The organism is Ramlibacter tataouinensis TTB310 (genome assembly GCF_000215705.1).
GTDB classification, from domain to species: domain Bacteria; phylum Pseudomonadota; class Gammaproteobacteria; order Burkholderiales; family Burkholderiaceae_C; genus Ramlibacter; species Ramlibacter tataouinensis.
Map to the genome: position 1 here is coordinate 3499848 of NC_015677.1, position 15177 is coordinate 3515024.

The following is a 15177-nucleotide window of genomic DNA, read 5'->3' on the forward strand; positions in this document are numbered from 1 at the left end:
CCCATGCTGCAAGCCAGCAAGCTGCTGCCCGCCGGCCGGGGCCTCGCCCCGGTGCTGCTCAATCGGGCGGCCACCGTGGAACTGGACTGGGACGTGCGCCAGAAATCGCGCTTCGACTGCGCGGACTCCCGCGGCCGCCACATCGGCGTCTTCCTGCCGCGCGGCACGGCGGTGCGCGGCGGCGACGTGCTGGTGGCCGAGGACGGCTCCCTCGTCCGCGTGCTGGCGGCGCCGCAGCCGGTGCTGCTGATCACCCACTGCCCGCGGCACGGCACCCCGTTCGACCTGATGCGCGCCGCCTACCACCTGGGCAACCGCCACGTGGCCATCGAGCTCCAGCCCGACCAGCTCAGGATCGAGCCCGACCACGTGCTGGCGCAGATGCTGCGCTCCATGCACCTGATCGTGCGGGAGGCGCAGCTGCCGTTCGAGCCCGAAGGCGGCGCCTATGGCGGCCACGGTCACGGCGGGCACCAGCACGGGCATGGGCATGACCACGGCCACGCGCACTGACGCCGCCCTGCTGCAGCTGCTGTGGCTGGCCTCGCCGGCCCTGCCGGTGGGCGGGTTCTCGTACTCCGAAGGGCTGGAGGCCGCCGTGGAACAGGGGCTGGTGACCGGCGAGGCCAGCGCGGGGGCGTGGCTGGCGGACCAGTTGCACCTGGGCCTGGCGCGGGCCGACCTGTCGGTGCTGGCGCAGGCGGTGACGGCCTGGCGCGAAGGCGACGCGGCTCGCGTGGCCGCCCTCGACGCCTGGGTGCGGCGCACGCGCGAGACCAGCGAGCTGCGGCTGCAGACCGAGCAGATGGGCCGTTCGCTGCTGGAGTGGATGAAGGCGGTGGGAGCGGACGCCGCCGACCTGCCCTCGCCCGCCCCCACCTACCCCGTCGCCTTCGCCCTGGCTGCCGGCCGCAGCCCCGCCCCGTTGCGCGAGATCGCCCTGGCCTACGCCTTCGGCTGGGCCGAGAACATGATGCAGGCCGCCATCAAGTCGGTGCCGCTGGGCCAGGGCGCGGGCCAGCGCATCCTGGCGCGCCTGGCCGCCGAGATCCCCGCCGCGGTCGACCAGGCCCTGGCCCTGGGCGACGACGACCGCCAGTCCTTCGCGCCCATGCTGGCCATCCTGTCGGCCCGGCACGAGCACCAGTACTCCCGTTTGTTCCGATCATGAGCACACTGCACCACATCCCGAATCGCACCAAGCCGCTGCCGCCCCTGCGCGTGGGGATCGGCGGCCCGGTGGGCTCGGGCAAGACCACCCTGCTGGAGATGCTGTGCAAGGCCATGCGCGCGCGCTGGGACCTGGTGGCCATCACCAACGACATCTACACCAAGGAAGACCAGCGCCTGCTCACCGTCAGCGGTGCGCTGCCGGCCGAGCGCATCCTGGGCGTGGAGACGGGCGGTTGCCCGCACACGGCCATCCGCGAGGACGCCTCCATCAACCTGGAGGCCATCGACCGCATGCTGGGCGAGTTCCCCGAAGCCGACATCGTGTTCGTGGAGTCCGGCGGCGACAACCTGGCGGCCACCTTCAGCCCCGAGCTGTCCGACCTGACCATCTACGTGATCGACGTGGCCGCCGGCGAGAAGATCCCGCGCAAGGGTGGCCCCGGCATCACCAAGAGCGACCTGTTCGTCATCAACAAGACCGACCTGGCGCCGCACGTGGGCGCCGACCTGGCGGTGATGGAGGCCGACACCCGGCGCATGCGCAAGGACAGGCCCTACGTGATGACCAACCTCAAGACGCTGGCCGGCGTGGATGAGGTGGTGGCCTTCATCGAGCGCAAGGGACTGCTGGTCACGGCCTGACGCTTAGAATCTTCGGTCCCGGAGAGTTGGCAGAGCGGTTGAATGCACCGGTCTTGAAAACCGGCGACGTCGCGAGGCGTCCGTGGGTTCGAATCCCACACTCTCCGCCACCGGCGGGTCACCCCGGCAAAAACAGCGCCTGCAGGTCGCTCAGGAAGTCGAAGCCCCGCGCGGTGGGCCGCACATGGCCCAGGCTCCGTTCGATCAGCCCGCGGCGCTGCGCCTCTTCCAAGCCGCCTTCGATCGCCGTCAGCGGCAGCCCCGTGCGCTCGCTGAAGTCGCGCAGCGCGAACCCGTCCTTCAGCCGCAGCGCATTGAGCATGAACTCGAACGGCAGGTCGGCGCGGCGCACCTCGTCTTCCTGCGCGATCGGTTGGCCGGCCAGCGCCCGCTCCATGTACAGCCGCGGCTCGCGATAGCGCACCTGGCGGACGACGCGGTGCGCGAAGCTCAGCTTGCCGTGCGCGCCCGCGCCCAGCCCCAGGTAGTCGCCGAACTGCCAGTAGTTGAGGTTGTGCCGGCAGGCATGGCCGGGACGCGCATAGGCCGACACCTCGTAGCGCCCCAGCCCGGCCGCCGCCGTCCGCTCGGTCAGGCGGTCCAGCATGGCGTAGGCGGTGTCGTCCGGCGGCACCTGCGGCGGGAACTTGGCGAAGTAGGTGTTGGGCTCGATGGTGAGGTGGTAGACCGACAGGTGCGGCGGCGCCAGGGCCAGCGCCTGGGTCAGGTCCTGGTCCAGCTGCTCCAGCGTCTGGCCCGGCAGCGCGTACATCAGGTCGAGGTTGAAGGTGCCGAAGGCGCCGGCGGCCTCTTCCACCGCGGCGATGGCCTGCGCCCGGTCGTGCACCCGGCCCAGGGCCTTCAGGTGCGCGTCGTCGAAGCTCTGCACGCCCACCGACAGCCGGGTCACGCCGGCGGCGCGGTAGCCGCGGAAGCGCTCCTTCTCGAAGGTGCCGGGGTTGGCCTCCAGCGTGATCTCGCAATCCGGCTCCAGCCGCAGGCGGGCGCGCACGTCCCCCAGCAGCCGGTCGATGGCGGCCGGCGAGAACAGGCTGGGCGTGCCGCCGCCGATGAAGATGCTGTGGATGGTGCGGCCCCACACCAGCGGCAGGGCCGACTCCAGGTCCGCGACCAGGGCGTCCAGGTAGCGCTGCTCGGGCATGTCGGTCGCCCGCATCTCGTGCGAATTGAAGTCGCAGTACGGGCACTTGCGGATGCACCAGGGCAGGTGCAGGTACAACGACAGCGGCGGCAGCGCGCCCAGCTGCAGCGTGCCGGGGCGCATGTAGTGCTGCAGGTCGATCATGAGGCAATCCCCTGGAACCAGCGTTCGCGCATCAGCTGCAGCATCTGCCGCGCCGCCCGGCCGCGGTGGCTGTTCGCGTTCTTCACCTCGGGCGGCAGCTGGGCGAAGGTCCGGCCGAAGGAAGGGATGAACATCACCGGGTCGAAGCCGAAGCCGTGGGCGCCCAGCGGCTCGCGCGTGATCTCGCCCACGGCCCGGCCCACCGCGATCAGCGGCTCGGGGTCGTCGGCACTGCGCAGCGCCACCAGGGTGCTGACCAGGGCCGCCCGGCGGTTCTCCACGTCGCGCATCTGCTCCAGCAGCGCGCGCACGTTGTGGTCGTCCCCCTTGGGGTAGCCGAACCGGGTGGCGTAGTAAGCCGTGTCCACGCCCGGCAGGCCGCCGAAGGCATCCACGCACAGGCCGGCATCGTCGGCGATAGCCGGCAGGCCGCTGACGCGCGCGGCATGGCGCGCCTTGGCCAGGGCGTTCTCGACGAAGGTGCGGTGCGGCTCCTCGGCTTCGCTTACGCCCAGCTCGGACTGGCGCACCAGCTGCACCCCCAGCGGCGCCAGCATGGCCTGCAGCTCGGCCAGCTTGCCGGCATTGTTGGACGCCAGGACGATCTTCGCAATCACGTCGGCTGCCGGCCCGCGGGCCGGCCTTGGTCAGTCGTTGGAAAGCGCCCGGCGCTGCAGCCCGACCAGCTCGGCGATGCCTTTTTCGGCCAGCCGCAGCAGCTCGTCCATCTCGGCGCGGGTGAAGGCCGCGCCCTCGGCCGTGCCCTGCACCTCCACGTAGTGGCCGGCGCCGGTCATCACCACGTTCATGTCGGTGTCGCAGGCCACGTCTTCCACGTACTCCAGGTCCAGCAAGGGCGTTCCTTCGACGATGCCGACGGAGACCGCGGCCACCGGGCCGGTGATGGGCGAGGCGGCCAGCTTGCCCTGGGCCATCAGCTTGGTTACCGCGTCCTGGGCGGCGACGAAGGCGCCGGTGATGGCCGCGGTGCGGGTGCCGCCGTCGGCCTGCAGCACGTCGCAGTCCAGGTGGATGGTGCGCTCGCCCAGGGCCTTGAGGTCGAACACGGCGCGCAGCGAGCGGCCGATCAGGCGCTGGATCTCCTGGGTGCGGCCGCTCTGCTTGCCCTTGGCGGCCTCGCGGTCGCCGCGGGTGTGGGTGGCGCGCGGCAGCATGCCGTATTCGGCCGTGACCCAGCCCTCACCGCTGCCGCGCTTGTGCGGCGGCACCTTCTCCTCCACCGAGGCGGTGCACAGCACCCGGGTCTGGCCGAACTCGATCAGCACCGAGCCTTCGGCATGGATGGTGAAGCCCCGCGTGATGCGCACGGGCCGCAGCTGGTCGGCGGCGCGGCCGGTGGTTCTTTGGAATGAGGTCATGGGTATTCGGGAAGGAGTCAGGACATCCGTGCGGATGTCCGGCTTCGGCCAGCCCGGCTCCTAGGTCTTGCGGGCGGCCGAGCGGCGGATGGCCTCGTTGATCTCGGCGATGGAGCGCTCGATGGCCTCGTCGTCCAGGTCCTCCACCATGCCGTCCAGCACGCCGGCCTGGATGGTGGAGGCGAACACGCCTTCGCTGATGCTGTCGGTGGACACGCCGTGGGTGGACTCGAAGGCGTCGGGCGTCTCCCACTCCAGCGCGATCACGGTGACGTTGTCCGAGCCCTCGCCGGCGCTGCGCAGCGCCGCCTCGACCAGATCGGGCACCGCGTCGGCGACGGGCTTGGTGCTGAGGTGCTGCACGATCACGTCGTCCGGCAGGCTGCCCCACAGCCCGTCCGAGCACAGCAGGATCCTGTCGCCCTGCTGCAGCACGACCGGCCCCGTCACGTCGAACACCGGCTTGACCGGCGAGCCCAGGCAGGTGAACAGGATGTTGCGGTTGATGCGCTCCAGCTGGATCACGCCGGCGCTGTGCTGCTCCAGGTAGGAGTGGTCGCGCGTGCGCGTGAGCAGCTCGCCGTCGCGCACCACGTACAGCCGCGAGTCGCCGCAGTGCACCCAGGTGGCCGCGCCCCCTTGCAGCAGCGCCGCCACCAGCGTGGTGCGCGGCGTGTCCAGCATGCCTTTCTCGCTGGCGTAGCGGATGATCTGGTGGTGGGCCGCCATCACCGCGCCGGCCAGGAATTCGGTGACGTCGCCCACCTGGGGCCGCGCTTCCCGCTGGTACAGCGCCGAGACGGTCTGCAGCGCCAGCTGCGCCGCGACCTCGCCCTCGGGGTGGCCGCCCATGCCGTCGGCCAGCACGAACAGCCCGGACTCGCGCGTGTAGCAATAGCCCATGCGGTCTTCGTTCTTTTCGCGGCCGCCCTTGCGGCTGATCTGGAAGATGGAGAACTTCACGGCCCGTGCGCCTTACTTCAGCTTGGCGCCGAAGCCGGTGGCCCGCTTCACGCCTTTCTTGGTGTCCGTCACCATGTTGTCGAACTGCAGGCGCATCTTCTCGCCCACCGTGAGCTTGGTGTAGCGGCGCTCGCCCTCGCGCGAGAGCTCCTTCTGCAGCGCGAACACGGACTGCGGACGCGACAGCGGGTCCAGCGACATGCACCACTCGACCACCTCGATCAGGTTGTCGGAGTACACGCCGCGCAGGCGCGACAGGGCCAGCGCCAGGCGGTCCTTCTCCAGCCGCTGCGGCGCGTCGTTGGGCGGGTAGCCCTGCATGCTGGCGTAGATGCAGGCGCCGATGGCGTAGATGTCGGTCCAGGGGCCCATGGACGAGTCGCGCCGGTACATCTCGGGCGCGGCGAAGCCGGGCGTGTACATCGGCCGGATGAAGTTGCCTTCCTTGGACAGCACCTCGCGCGCGGCGCCGAAATCGATCATCACCGCCTTGTTGTCGTCGGTGATGAAAATGTTGGCAGGCTTGATGTCCAGATGCAGCATCTTGTGCTGGTGCACGATGCGCAGGCCGCGCAGGATCTCGTCGAACAGCGACCGGATGGTCGATTCGCGGAACACCTTCTGCTTCTTCAGTTCACGGGCCGTGATGATGAAGTCCTGCAGGGTCGCGCCCTCCAGGTAGTTCATCACCATGTAGACGGTCTCGTTCTCGCGGAAGAAGTTCAGCACGCTCACCACGGAGGCATGCGAGATCTGCGCGAGCGCGCGCCCTTCCTCGAAGAAGCTCTTGAGGCCCAGGCGGTAGAGGGAGAGCTTCTCCGGCTGCACCTGCGGCAGCAGCTCGCCGGGGCCGCGGGTGGCCAGCGAGGAGGGAAGGTATTCCTTGACGGCGACCTGCTGGCCCTCGTTGTCGACGGCCAGGTACACCACCCCGAAGCCGCCGGCGGACAGCTTGCGCACCACCCGGTAGCCGCCGATCACGGTGTCCGGTGGCAAGGGGGCTGGTTTGACCTTTGACATAATTTAAGAATGTAGCGGCCCACCACGGGCCCGCCATCCTCGCTATCCCGCAACACGAAGACCCTGTCGGACACCTCGATGCCAGTTTACAGCATGACCGGTTACGCAAGCGCCCAGCACAACGGGGCGCAAGCGCCGTCCGGTCAGGAGGCCAGGGCCACCACCGGCCGCCTGGGCCTGGAGATCCGCTCGGTCAACAGCCGCTTCCTGGACCTCAGCTTCCGCCTGCCGGAAGAACTGCGCCAGCACGAACCGGCGCTGCGCGAACTTCTGCAGGGCCGCCTCAAGCGAGGGAAGGTCGAAGTCCGCGGCGGCGTCGAGGGCGGCGCAGGCGATGCGGTGGCCGATCCCGGCGCGCGCCTGCTGCAGCGGCTGGCCAGCCTGCAGGACACCGTGCGCAGCTGGCTGCCCGAGGCGCCGGCGCTGGGCGTGGCCGACGTGCTGCGGCTGTCGGCCGCGCAGCAGGCACCCGCCGGGGACTGGGGCGAGGCGGTGCAGCAGCTGGCACGGCAGGCGCTGGACGACCTGCTGGCATCGCGCGAGCGGGAGGGCGCGCGGCTGGCGGCCATGCTGCTCGGCCACCTGGAACAGCTGCGCGCCCTGGCTGGCCAGGCGCGGCCCCTGGTGCCGCAGCTGGTGGAGCAGCAGCGCGCGCGCTTCCTGGAGCGCTGGAACGAGGCCATGGCGCTGGGCGGCGGCACCGGCGGCGCCCCGGCCACGGAAGCGGCGCAGGACCGGGCCCTGGCCGAGGCCACGGCTTTCGCCATCCGCATCGACGTGGCGGAGGAACTGACGCGGCTGGGCGCCCACCTCGACGAGATCGAGCGCCTGGTCAAGAAGGGCGGCGAGGTCGGCAAGCGGCTGGACTTCCTGATCCAGGAGCTGCACCGCGAGGCCAACACCCTGGGCTCCAAGTCGGCCGCCCTGGAGCTCACGCGCATCTCGGTGGACATGAAGGTGCTGGTCGAGCAGATGCGCGAGCAGGTGCAGAACATCGAGTAGCCCCGAGGCGGCGCATTGACCAACGCCTGCCTCCTTGATGCAGCCCACGCTAAAATGCGTCAAGTACGCTCGGCTGCATCATCATGCGAACCACGCTGACCATTGAGGATGACGCTTCCGACCAGGCGCAGGCGGGTGCCCATGCTCGCTCGCTCAAGTTGGGACAAGCCGGTTCGGAGCTGATTCGTCGAAGCATTGGCAAGCTGTCCATGAAGCAGAAAAATGGCGTCTGGGTGTTCGACCTCCAGCCCGGCACATCGCTAGCAACGTCGCGCCAGGTCCGGGACCTGATGGACGATCCCTCGTGACCCACCTGCTGGACGCGAACGCTTTGATCATCCCCGGTTGGCTGGCTGCCCTGGCCATCCGCCACAAGGTCAGGCTGCTGACCTTCGACGCCGGCATCGCGCAGCTGCTGGCCACCTCCGAGGAGCGCCAGCAGCACCTCACCCTGTTGAACTAGGGCCGCACATGGACTATCCCGGAAACCTGTTCGTCGTCGCCGCCCCCAGCGGCGCCGGCAAGTCCAGCCTGGTCAAGGCCCTGCTGGAGCTGGACTCGCGGGTGCAGCCCTCGGTCTCCCACACCACCCGGCCTCCGCGCGGGCAGGAAAAGCACGGCCGGGAGTACTACTTCGTCTCGACCCAGGAATTCGACACCATGGTGCTGGCCGACGCCTTCGTCGAATGGGCGCACGTGCACGGCCAGCGCTACGGCACCTCCAAGAAGGCGATCGAGGAGCGCATCGCCCAGGGCTCGGACGTGATCCTGGAGATCGACTTCCAGGGCGCGCTGCAGATCAAGCGCATCTTCGCCAACGCGGTGCTGGTGTTCATCCTGCCGCCCAGCTGGGAGGAACTGCGCTCGCGGCTGGAGCGCCGGGGCGAGGATGCCCCCGAGGTGATCGAGCTGCGGCTGGCCAACGCGGCCAAGGAGATGGCCCAGGTCGGCGAGTTCGATTTCGTTATAATCAACGAGCTTTTCGAGCGCGCGCTGTTCGACCTCAAGGCGATCGTCCATGCGCAGCGCCTCAAGGTATCGGCCCAGCGCCGCGCCCGGGCCGACACCTTCAAGGCCCTGAACATCATCTGACCGACCGCCCGAAAGACGCCCATGGCCCGCATCACCGTCGAAGACTGCCTGCAGAAGATCCCCAACCGCTTCCAGCTGGTGCTGGCTGCGACCTACCGCGCTCGCATGCTCAGCCAGGGCCACGCGCCCAAGATCGAGAGCAAGAACAAGCCGGGCGTCACGGCCCTGCGCGAGATCGCCGAAGGCAAGGTCGGCCTGGAGATGCTCAAGAAGGTCCCCGGCTGACCCCGGCGCCGCAGCACTTCACGAAAAGCACCGCGCCGCGGTGCTTTTTTGTTGGTGCCGGGGGCACGGATGGCGCCCGCGCTACATTTGAGCCATGAGCGCGGTGCTGAACTTCTTTGGCAGGGGCAGGCAAAAGGCTCCGCCCGCTTCGCCGAGCCCCGCGGCCGCGAATGCGGCGGCCGCCAGCTTTGCCGCGCTCACGGCCAGGCTGGACTACCTGGAAGCCGTCGACATCGAACAGGTGCGGCGCGCCTACCGCTTCGCCGACGAGGCGCACCTGGGCCAGATCCGCGCCAGCGGCGAGCCCTACATCACCCACCCCATCGCGGTCGCCGCGCAATGCGCCGAATGGAAGCTGGACGCCCAGGCGCTGATGGCGGCCCTGCTGCACGACGCCATCGAGGACTGCGGCGTCACCAAGCCCGAGCTGATCGAACGCTTCGGCGCGCCGGTGGCGGAGCTGGTGGACGGCCTGACCAAGCTGGACAAGCTGCAGTTCAACACGCGCGAGGAGAACCAGGCCGAGTCCTTCCGCAAGATGCTGCTGGCCATGGCGCGCGACGTGCGCGTCATCCTGATCAAGCTGGCCGACCGCACCCACAACATGCGCACGCTGGACGACGTGCCGCGCGAGAAATGGACGCGCATCTCGTCCGAGACGCTGGAGATCTACGCGCCCATCGCCCACCGGCTGGGCCTGAACCAGACCTACCGCGAGCTGCAGGAGCTGTCGTTCCGCCACCTCAAGCCCTGGCGCTACCAGGTGCTGTCCAAGGCGGTGACCAAGGCCCGCAGCCGGCGCCGCGACCTGATCCAGAAGGTGCAGCGCGAGGTGGAGGCGGCTTTCGAGGCGGCGGGCATCGCCATCCGCCTGGCCGGGCGCGAGAAGACGCTGTACTCCATCTACCGCAAGATGGACGAGAAGCACCTGAGCTTCGCCCAGGTCACCGACATCTACGGCTTCCGCGTCGTCGTGCCCTCGGTGATCGACTGCTACACCGCGCTGGGCATCCTGCACCAGATGTACAAGCCGGTGCCCGGGCGCTTCAAGGACCACATCGCCATCCCCAAGGTCAACGGCTACCAGTCCCTGCACACCACCCTGGTCGGCCCGTCGGGGGTGAACGTCGAGTTCCAGATGCGCACCGAGGCCATGCACGTGGTGGCCGAGTCAGGCGTGGCGGCACACTGGCTCTACAAGGCCAGCCCGCCGGAAGCCGACACGGCCGAGCGCCTGGGCACCAAGTGGCTGCAGTCCCTGCTGGACATCCAGCACGAGACGCGCGACGCCGCCGAGTTCTGGGACCACGTCAAGATCGACCTGTTCCCCGACGCCGTCTACGTGTTCACGCCCAAGAGCCAGATCATGGCCCTGCCGCGCGGCGCGACGGTGGTGGACTTCGCCTACGCCATCCACAGCGACATCGGCGACCGCACGGTGGCGGCCAAGATCAACGGCGTGCAGGTGCCGCTGCGCACCGAGCTGAAGAACGGCGACGTGGTGGAGGTGGTCACGGCGCCGGTGTCCACGCCCAACCCGGCCTGGCTGGCCTTCGTGCGCACCGGCCGCGCCCGCTCCAAGATCCGCCACCACCTCAAGACCCTGGCCCAGACCGAGTCGCAGGAGCTGGGCGAGAAGCTGCTCACCCAGGCGCTGCGCGCCGAGGGCATCGAGAAGCTGCCGCCCGAGACCGGGGACTACCAGCCGCTGTGGGAGAAGCTGCTGCGCTTCACAGGCAACAAGAGCCGCGCCGAGCTGCTGACCGACATCGGACTGGGCAAGCGCATCGCCAGCATCGTGGCCAAGCGGCTGATGAACCTGATGGCCGAGCACGGCCAGAAGCCCGACGCGCTGCTGCTCACGCGCGAGCGCTTCACCGCGCACGAGAACGTGTCCCAGGGCGCGGTGTCGCTGGACGGCAGCGAGAACGCCTCGGTGCAGTACGCCTCCTGCTGCCGCCCGGTGCCGGGCGACCGCATCGTGGGCTACCTGGGCCGCGGCGAAGGCCTGGTGGTGCACATGGAGGACTGCGGCGTGGCCAAGCGCCTGCAGCACAAGGACAGCGAGCGTTTCATCGGCGTCGAATGGTCCGAGGAGCCGGTGCGGCCCTTCGAGACCAACCTGCTGGTCACCATCGCCAACGGCAAGGGCGTGCTGGCCCGGGTGGCGGCCGCCCTGGCCGGCGCCGAGGCCGACATCACGCACGTGGACATGGACGACGAGCGGGCGCAGGACGCCACTGACCTGCGCTTCGTGATCGCGGTGCGCGACCGCAGCCACCTGGAGGCGGCCATGCGCACCCTCAAGCGCACCTCCGGCGTGATGCGCGTGCAGCGGGTGCGCCCCGGCCATTCAGCGCGTTGAAGCCGCCGGCGCCGGCGCGGGGTAGCTCACCTCCAGCACCTCGATCTCCTGCACGCCGGCCGGCGTGACCAGCTTGACCACGTCGCCCTCGCGCGCCTTGAGCAGGGCCCGGGCAATGGGCGAGATCCAGCTCACCTGGCCCTGCCGGCTGTCGGCCTCGTCGATGCCCATGATGCTGATGGTGCGCTCCTGACCCGCGCCGTCGGCGTAGCGGACGGTCGCGCCGAAGAAGACCTGGTCGCGGCCATGGTGCACCGAGGGGTCGGTGACCTCCGCCGCCTCCAGGCGCTTGGTGAGGAAGCGGATGCGCCGGTCGATCTCGCGCAGCCGCTTCTTGCCGTACAGGTAGTCGCCGTTCTCCGAGCGGTCGCCGTTGCTGGCCGCCCAGTGCACCACTTCCACCACCTTGGGCCGTTCCTCGTCGATCAGGCCGAGCAACTCGGCGCGCAGGCGCGCGTAGCCGGCGGGGGTGATGTAGTTGCGGGTGCCCGCGGGCAACGCCGGCACGGCGGCGTCTTCGTCGTCGCCCTCGCCCCCGCCGTCGCTTTCGCGCGTGAATGCCTTGCTCATGGCCCGAGGATAGCGGCGCCGCAGGGGCGCTTGACGTGCCGCCCCGCGCCAAGCCGGCGTCCTACAGGGTTGTCGGCCTACGCCTGACATCAGGGCTTGCAGCCCGGCGAGGACAATTCCGCGGATGCACAGTCATCCGCCGCTCGGCATGCCGGCCCCAGGGAGCGAACAGGCATGACCGCAGTTTCCTCGTTGCCGGCGACGCCTGCTGCTGCGCCCGGACGCCGGCGCGCGGACGCCGAGGCGGCGCGTTACGGCGTGCTGCGGCGCCTGGCCCCGGCCCTCAAGCACGACATGGTGGTGAACCTGCAGGCCGTCGCCATGATGGCCGAAGTGCTCAATGCCCGGCTCGAAAAGGGAACGCCCGCCGGGGGCGATCTGCAGAAGCAGGTCTCCAAGATCAACCGGCTGGCACGCGAGGCGGTGCTCAATTGCCTGCAGGTGGCCGCCTGGATCGAGCCGTCCGAGGACGAGGGCATCCGCCTGCGCGAAGGCGTGGACGAATGCGTGGCCCTGCTGCGCAGCAACTTCAACTTCCGCGGCTTCTCCGTCGACAACCAGGTGCCGGATTCCGGCTTCGAGGTGTCGCGGGTGAAGCTGCGCAACCTGCTGGCCGCCGTGCTGATCAGCCTGACCGACGAGGCGCACAGCCCGGGCGAGCTGCTGGTGCAGGCGCAGGTGGGCGGCGGCTGGGCCAGCCTGTCCATCGTCTTCGTGCCGCGCCAGGAAGAGGACGCCGCCCTGCCGCCCTTCGAACCCAATTACCGGGCGCTGGACTGGGCCGACGTGCAGGCGCTGGCGGCCGCGGAGTCCGTCGAGCTGTCGCGCGAGGAGGGCCCGGTGGCGCTGCGGCTGCCGCGGATGACCGCGACCCCGCTTCAGATCGTGCCGCTCTGAATCTCCAGCTGGCCGGACAGCTGGGCATCGATGAACGCCTCCAGGCGCTGCAGCGGCAGGGGCCTGCAGAACAGGTAGCCCTGGAAGGCATGGCAGCCCTGCCTTGCCAGGAAATCCCGCTGTGCTTCGGTTTCCACGCCCTCGGCGATCACCTCCAGGTGCAGGCTCTGCGCCAGGCCGATGATGGTGCGCGCGATGGCCGCGTCGTTGGCGTCGGTCAGCACGTCCTTGACGAACTCGCGGTCGATCTTCAGCTGGTCCAGCGGCAGGCGCTTCAGGTAGGACAGCGATGAGTAGCCCATGCCGAAATCGTCCAGCGAGAGTGCGACGCCCATGGCCTTGAGGTTGCCCATCTTGGCCACCGTGACCTCGATGCCGTCGGCCAGCAGGCTCTCGGTCAGCTCCAGCTTGAGCTTGTGCGGCGCGATCCCCGATTCCTTGATCGCGCTCATCACCTCGTCGACGAATTCCGGGTGCCGGAACTGGCGCACGCTGACGTTGACCGCGATGCTCAGGTGGTCGCGCCCCGGCTGGTTCTCCCAGGCCTTGAGCTGCGCGCAGGCGGTGTCCAGCACCCAGCGGCCGATGGGGATGATCAGCGAGGTCTCCTCGGCGATGGGGATGAACTGCTCGGGCGGCACCACGCCGCGCTGCAGATGCTGCCAGCGCAGCAGCGCCTCCACGCCCGTCATGCGCCCGTCCGGCCCGACCTGGGGCTGGTAGTCGATCTGGAACTGGCGCTCGCGCCAGGCCTGGCGCAGGTCGGCCGCCAGGGTCGCGTTGGCGGTGGCCACGGCCTGCATCTCCGGATCGAAGAAGCACACGGTGTTGCGGCCGGCGCTCTTGGCCTGGTACATGGCCAGGTCGGCCTGCTTGAGCAGCTCGCTCACGGTCCAGGGCGTCTTGCCGAACAGCGTCACGCCGATGCTGCAGGTGCTGTGGTGCAGGTAGCCCGGCAGCACGTACGGCTCGCCCAGCGCCGCCAGGATGCGCTCGGCCACCGAGCGGGCGCCGGCCGCCGGATCCAGCGGCTTGTCCTTGCGGTTCTCCAGCAGGATCACGAACTCGTCGCCGCCCAGCCGGGCCACCGTGTCGCCCTTGGAGACGCAGGAGCGCAGCCGTTCGGCCACCTGCTGCAGCAGCAGGTCGCCCTTCTGGTGGCCCAGCGTGTCGTTGAGCACCTTGAAGTTATCCAGGTCGATGAACATCAGCGCGCCCTCGCGCGTCTGGTGGCGGTTGGCCAGCGATTCCTGCAGGCGGTCCAGCAGCAGCTGGCGGTTGGGCAGCTTGGTCAGCGCATCGTAGAAGGCCAGGTACTGGATCTTCTCCTCGGCGATCTTGCGCTCGGTGACGTCGCGGCCCACGGCCACCCAATGGGTGAGCTTGCGCGCCTTGTCCCAGACCGGCGAGATGTCCAGGTCGACCCAGAAGGCCTCGCCGTTCTTGCGGTAGTTGATCAGGTCGACCCGGACCGGGCGCCATTCCTCCAGGGCATCGCGCACCCGGTCCAGCCGGTCGCGCTGGGTCTCGGGGCCCTGCAGCAGGCGCGGCGTGCGGCCCAGCACTTCGTCGCGGCCATAGCCGGTGCGCGTCTCGAAGGCCTCGTTGACGAAGACGATGCGCGGTCCGGGCGCGTTGAACGGCCCGGCTTCCGTGATGATCACGATGTCGTTCAGGCGCGCGATGCTGCCTTCCAGCAGCCGCAGCTGCTCCTGCGACTTGCGCCGCGCCGTGACGTCGGCCAGCCGCAGCGCCATGCCGCCCTCGAAGGGCTGGCCGCGCACCTCCAGCCAGCGGCTCTGCCGGGTGTCCGGCTCCTCGAACTCCACCGGCTCATGGGACGCCAGCGCCGCCCGCACGCGCTCTTCCAGCCGCAGCCGGCCGGTCTTCTGGAACGAGTTCCACAGGCTGCGCCCCAGCAGGGCGCCGGCGGGGGCGCGCAACAGCTGCTCCGCCGCCGCGTCCAGGTAGGTCCAGCGGCCTTCGGTGTCGACCGTGGCGAATGCCTGGCCACCGGCCGGCGAAGCGCCCACGGCCAGGGAGCGGCGCAGGGACCCTTCCCCGGCGGTCTCGGTGGGTGCGATCTCCTGCACCAGTCCTTCCACCCGGACCACCCGCCCGTCCGGTCCGCGCACCGCCTCGCCCAGCACCCGCACCCAGAGCGGGCGGCCCTGACGCGTGACGATCTGCGCCTCCTCGTCAAAGGCGATGCCGTCGCGGCAGCAGCGGTCGACGCAGCCGGCGATGCGCTCGCGCCAGGGCGCTGCGTAGAACGCAAGCGCCTCGTCCGAGGTGGAAGTCCCATGGGCCGGCACATCGTGCAGCCGCGCCAATTGCGGCGACCACGTCCACTGGCCGGCGGCGGCATCCAGGCTCCACCAGCCGGCGTGGGCGGAGCGCTCCAGCAGGCTCACCAGCGTGGCGGTCGGCAGCGTGTGGGATATCGACATCGATTCGGAGGACAGCGCAGTCACCGGAGGGGGCGCACGCGCGGCAATTGGCCGGGCATGTTAAGCGGGTCGGCGCCCGCCGCAGGATGCCGG

Annotated in this window: 16 protein-coding genes, 1 tRNA gene and 1 pseudogene; 11 read left to right on the plus strand and 7 right to left on the minus strand. The window is 69.8% G+C overall.

All coding sequences use genetic code 11. The features are described from left to right. Window positions 1–3: 3 nt before the first annotated feature. From ureE to RTA_RS16810, 4 genes and pseudogenes are all read left to right on the plus strand, one after another. Window positions 4–510, plus strand: a pseudogene (ureE, locus tag RTA_RS16795) (urease accessory protein UreE); the annotation flags it as partial. After that, window positions 449–1171 carry an urease accessory protein UreF gene (locus tag RTA_RS16800; RefSeq protein WP_013902631.1) on the plus strand — a complete coding sequence of 241 codons (723 nt, stop codon included), beginning with the start codon at window positions 449–451 and terminating at the stop codon, window positions 1169–1171. The pseudogene ureE and the gene RTA_RS16800, both read left to right, overlap by 62 nt. Then, entirely contained in the window at window positions 1168–1815 is a 648-nt protein-coding gene (gene ureG / locus RTA_RS16805; protein WP_041675686.1) for an urease accessory protein UreG, read from the plus strand. Before RTA_RS16800 ends, ureG begins: the two co-directional genes overlap by 4 nt. 20 nt (window positions 1816–1835) lie before the next feature. Then, window positions 1836–1925 (plus strand) — tRNA-Ser (locus RTA_RS16810). Window positions 1926–1933: 8 nt separating this feature from the next. On the opposite strand, the gene hemW is transcribed toward RTA_RS16810, so the two are convergent. From hemW to RTA_RS16835, 5 genes are all read right to left on the minus strand, one after another. Continuing rightward, on the minus strand, window positions 1934–3121 hold the full coding sequence (gene hemW, locus RTA_RS16815) for a radical SAM family heme chaperone HemW (RefSeq protein WP_013902633.1): 1188 nt from the start codon (window positions 3119–3121) through the stop codon (window positions 1934–1936). Beyond that, a complete protein-coding gene (locus tag RTA_RS16820) occupies window positions 3118–3678 on the minus strand; it encodes a non-canonical purine NTP pyrophosphatase (protein ID WP_049871395.1) in 561 nt (186 codons plus the stop codon). The genes hemW and RTA_RS16820 overlap by 4 nt, the downstream gene beginning before the upstream one ends. A gap of 90 nt (window positions 3679–3768) precedes the next feature. Beyond that, entirely contained in the window at window positions 3769–4500 is a 732-nt protein-coding gene (gene rph / locus RTA_RS16825; protein WP_041675687.1) for a ribonuclease PH, read from the minus strand. A 60-nt stretch (window positions 4501–4560) separates the two neighbouring features. Continuing rightward, window positions 4561–5463, minus strand: coding sequence for a PP2C family protein-serine/threonine phosphatase (locus tag RTA_RS16830; protein ID WP_013902636.1), 903 nt, complete (start codon window positions 5461–5463; stop codon window positions 4561–4563). Between the two features lie 12 nt (window positions 5464–5475). Beyond that, the gene (locus RTA_RS16835; RefSeq protein WP_041675688.1) at window positions 5476–6483 is read right to left on the minus strand and encodes a serine/threonine protein kinase; all 1008 of its coding nucleotides are present in this window, start codon (window positions 6481–6483) and stop codon (window positions 5476–5478) included. 78 nt (window positions 6484–6561) lie between these two features. On the opposite strand from RTA_RS16835, the gene RTA_RS16840 reads away from it, so the two are divergent. From RTA_RS16840 to RTA_RS16860, 6 genes are all read left to right on the plus strand, one after another. Beyond that, the gene (locus RTA_RS16840; RefSeq protein WP_013902638.1) at window positions 6562–7485 is read left to right on the plus strand and encodes a YicC/YloC family endoribonuclease; all 924 of its coding nucleotides are present in this window, start codon (window positions 6562–6564) and stop codon (window positions 7483–7485) included. Between the two features lie 83 nt (window positions 7486–7568). Then, window positions 7569–7793, plus strand: coding sequence for a hypothetical protein (locus tag RTA_RS16845; protein ID WP_041675689.1), 225 nt, complete (start codon window positions 7569–7571; stop codon window positions 7791–7793). Continuing rightward, window positions 7790–7948: a hypothetical protein gene (locus RTA_RS21050; protein ID WP_013902639.1), complete on the plus strand. Its 159-nt coding sequence runs from the start codon at window positions 7790–7792 to the stop codon at window positions 7946–7948. The genes RTA_RS16845 and RTA_RS21050 overlap by 4 nt, the downstream gene beginning before the upstream one ends. Window positions 7949–7956: 8 nt before the next feature. After that, a complete protein-coding gene (gene gmk / locus RTA_RS16850) occupies window positions 7957–8577 on the plus strand; it encodes a guanylate kinase (protein ID WP_013902640.1) in 621 nt (206 codons plus the stop codon). A gap of 21 nt (window positions 8578–8598) precedes the next feature. Continuing rightward, the gene (rpoZ, locus tag RTA_RS16855; RefSeq protein WP_013902641.1) at window positions 8599–8802 is read left to right on the plus strand and encodes a DNA-directed RNA polymerase subunit omega; all 204 of its coding nucleotides are present in this window, start codon (window positions 8599–8601) and stop codon (window positions 8800–8802) included. A 94-nt stretch (window positions 8803–8896) separates the two neighbouring features. Continuing rightward, the gene (locus tag RTA_RS16860; protein WP_041675690.1) at window positions 8897–11167 is read left to right on the plus strand and encodes a RelA/SpoT family protein; all 2271 of its coding nucleotides are present in this window, start codon (window positions 8897–8899) and stop codon (window positions 11165–11167) included. Here the strand turns inward: RTA_RS16860 and greB are convergent. Next, window positions 11156–11737 (minus strand): transcription elongation factor GreB, encoded by a 582-nt coding sequence (gene greB / locus RTA_RS16865; protein ID WP_041675691.1) that lies wholly within the window; start codon window positions 11735–11737, stop codon window positions 11156–11158. The genes RTA_RS16860 and greB overlap by 12 nt on opposite strands. Before the next feature lie 174 nt (window positions 11738–11911). On the opposite strand from greB, the gene RTA_RS16870 reads away from it, so the two are divergent. Then, window positions 11912–12634, plus strand: a complete 723-nt coding sequence (locus RTA_RS16870) for a hypothetical protein (RefSeq protein WP_013902644.1) — start codon at window positions 11912–11914, stop codon at window positions 12632–12634. On the opposite strand, the gene RTA_RS16875 is transcribed toward RTA_RS16870, so the two are convergent. Further along, window positions 12616–15084 (minus strand): sensor domain-containing protein, encoded by a 2469-nt coding sequence (locus tag RTA_RS16875; RefSeq protein ID WP_226986085.1) that lies wholly within the window; start codon window positions 15082–15084, stop codon window positions 12616–12618. The genes RTA_RS16870 and RTA_RS16875 overlap by 19 nt on opposite strands. Window positions 15085–15177: the final 93 nt, after the last annotated feature.

Bases quoted from the DNA above. Each gene is read 5' to 3' on its own strand.
- RTA_RS16820 (WP_049871395.1), bottom strand. From the start codon at position 3,678: ATGCTGGCGCCGCTGGGGGTGCAGCTGGTGCGCCAGTCCGAGCTGGGC.
- ureG (WP_041675686.1), top strand. From the start codon at position 1,168: ATGAGCACACTGCACCACATCCCGAATCGCACCAAGCCGCTGCCGCCC.
- RTA_RS16860 (WP_041675690.1), top strand. From the start codon at position 8,897: ATGAGCGCGGTGCTGAACTTCTTTGGCAGGGGCAGGCAAAAGGCTCCG.
- rpoZ (WP_013902641.1), top strand. From the start codon at position 8,599: ATGGCCCGCATCACCGTCGAAGACTGCCTGCAGAAGATCCCCAACCGC.
- RTA_RS16845 (WP_041675689.1), top strand. From the start codon at position 7,569: ATGCGAACCACGCTGACCATTGAGGATGACGCTTCCGACCAGGCGCAG.
- RTA_RS16840 (WP_013902638.1), top strand. From the start codon at position 6,562: ATGCCAGTTTACAGCATGACCGGTTACGCAAGCGCCCAGCACAACGGG.
- RTA_RS16870 (WP_013902644.1), top strand. From the start codon at position 11,912: ATGACCGCAGTTTCCTCGTTGCCGGCGACGCCTGCTGCTGCGCCCGGA.
- gmk (WP_013902640.1), top strand. From the start codon at position 7,957: ATGGACTATCCCGGAAACCTGTTCGTCGTCGCCGCCCCCAGCGGCGCC.
- RTA_RS16835 (WP_041675688.1), bottom strand. From the start codon at position 6,483: ATGTCAAAGGTCAAACCAGCCCCCTTGCCACCGGACACCGTGATCGGC.
- greB (WP_041675691.1), bottom strand. From the start codon at position 11,737: ATGAGCAAGGCATTCACGCGCGAAAGCGACGGCGGGGGCGAGGGCGAC.
- RTA_RS16800 (WP_013902631.1), top strand. From the start codon at position 449: ATGGCGGCCACGGTCACGGCGGGCACCAGCACGGGCATGGGCATGACC.
- hemW (WP_013902633.1), bottom strand. From the start codon at position 3,121: ATGATCGACCTGCAGCACTACATGCGCCCCGGCACGCTGCAGCTGGGC.
- RTA_RS16875 (WP_226986085.1), bottom strand. From the start codon at position 15,084: ATGTCGATATCCCACACGCTGCCGACCGCCACGCTGGTGAGCCTGCTG.
- rph (WP_041675687.1), bottom strand. From the start codon at position 4,500: ATGACCTCATTCCAAAGAACCACCGGCCGCGCCGCCGACCAGCTGCGG.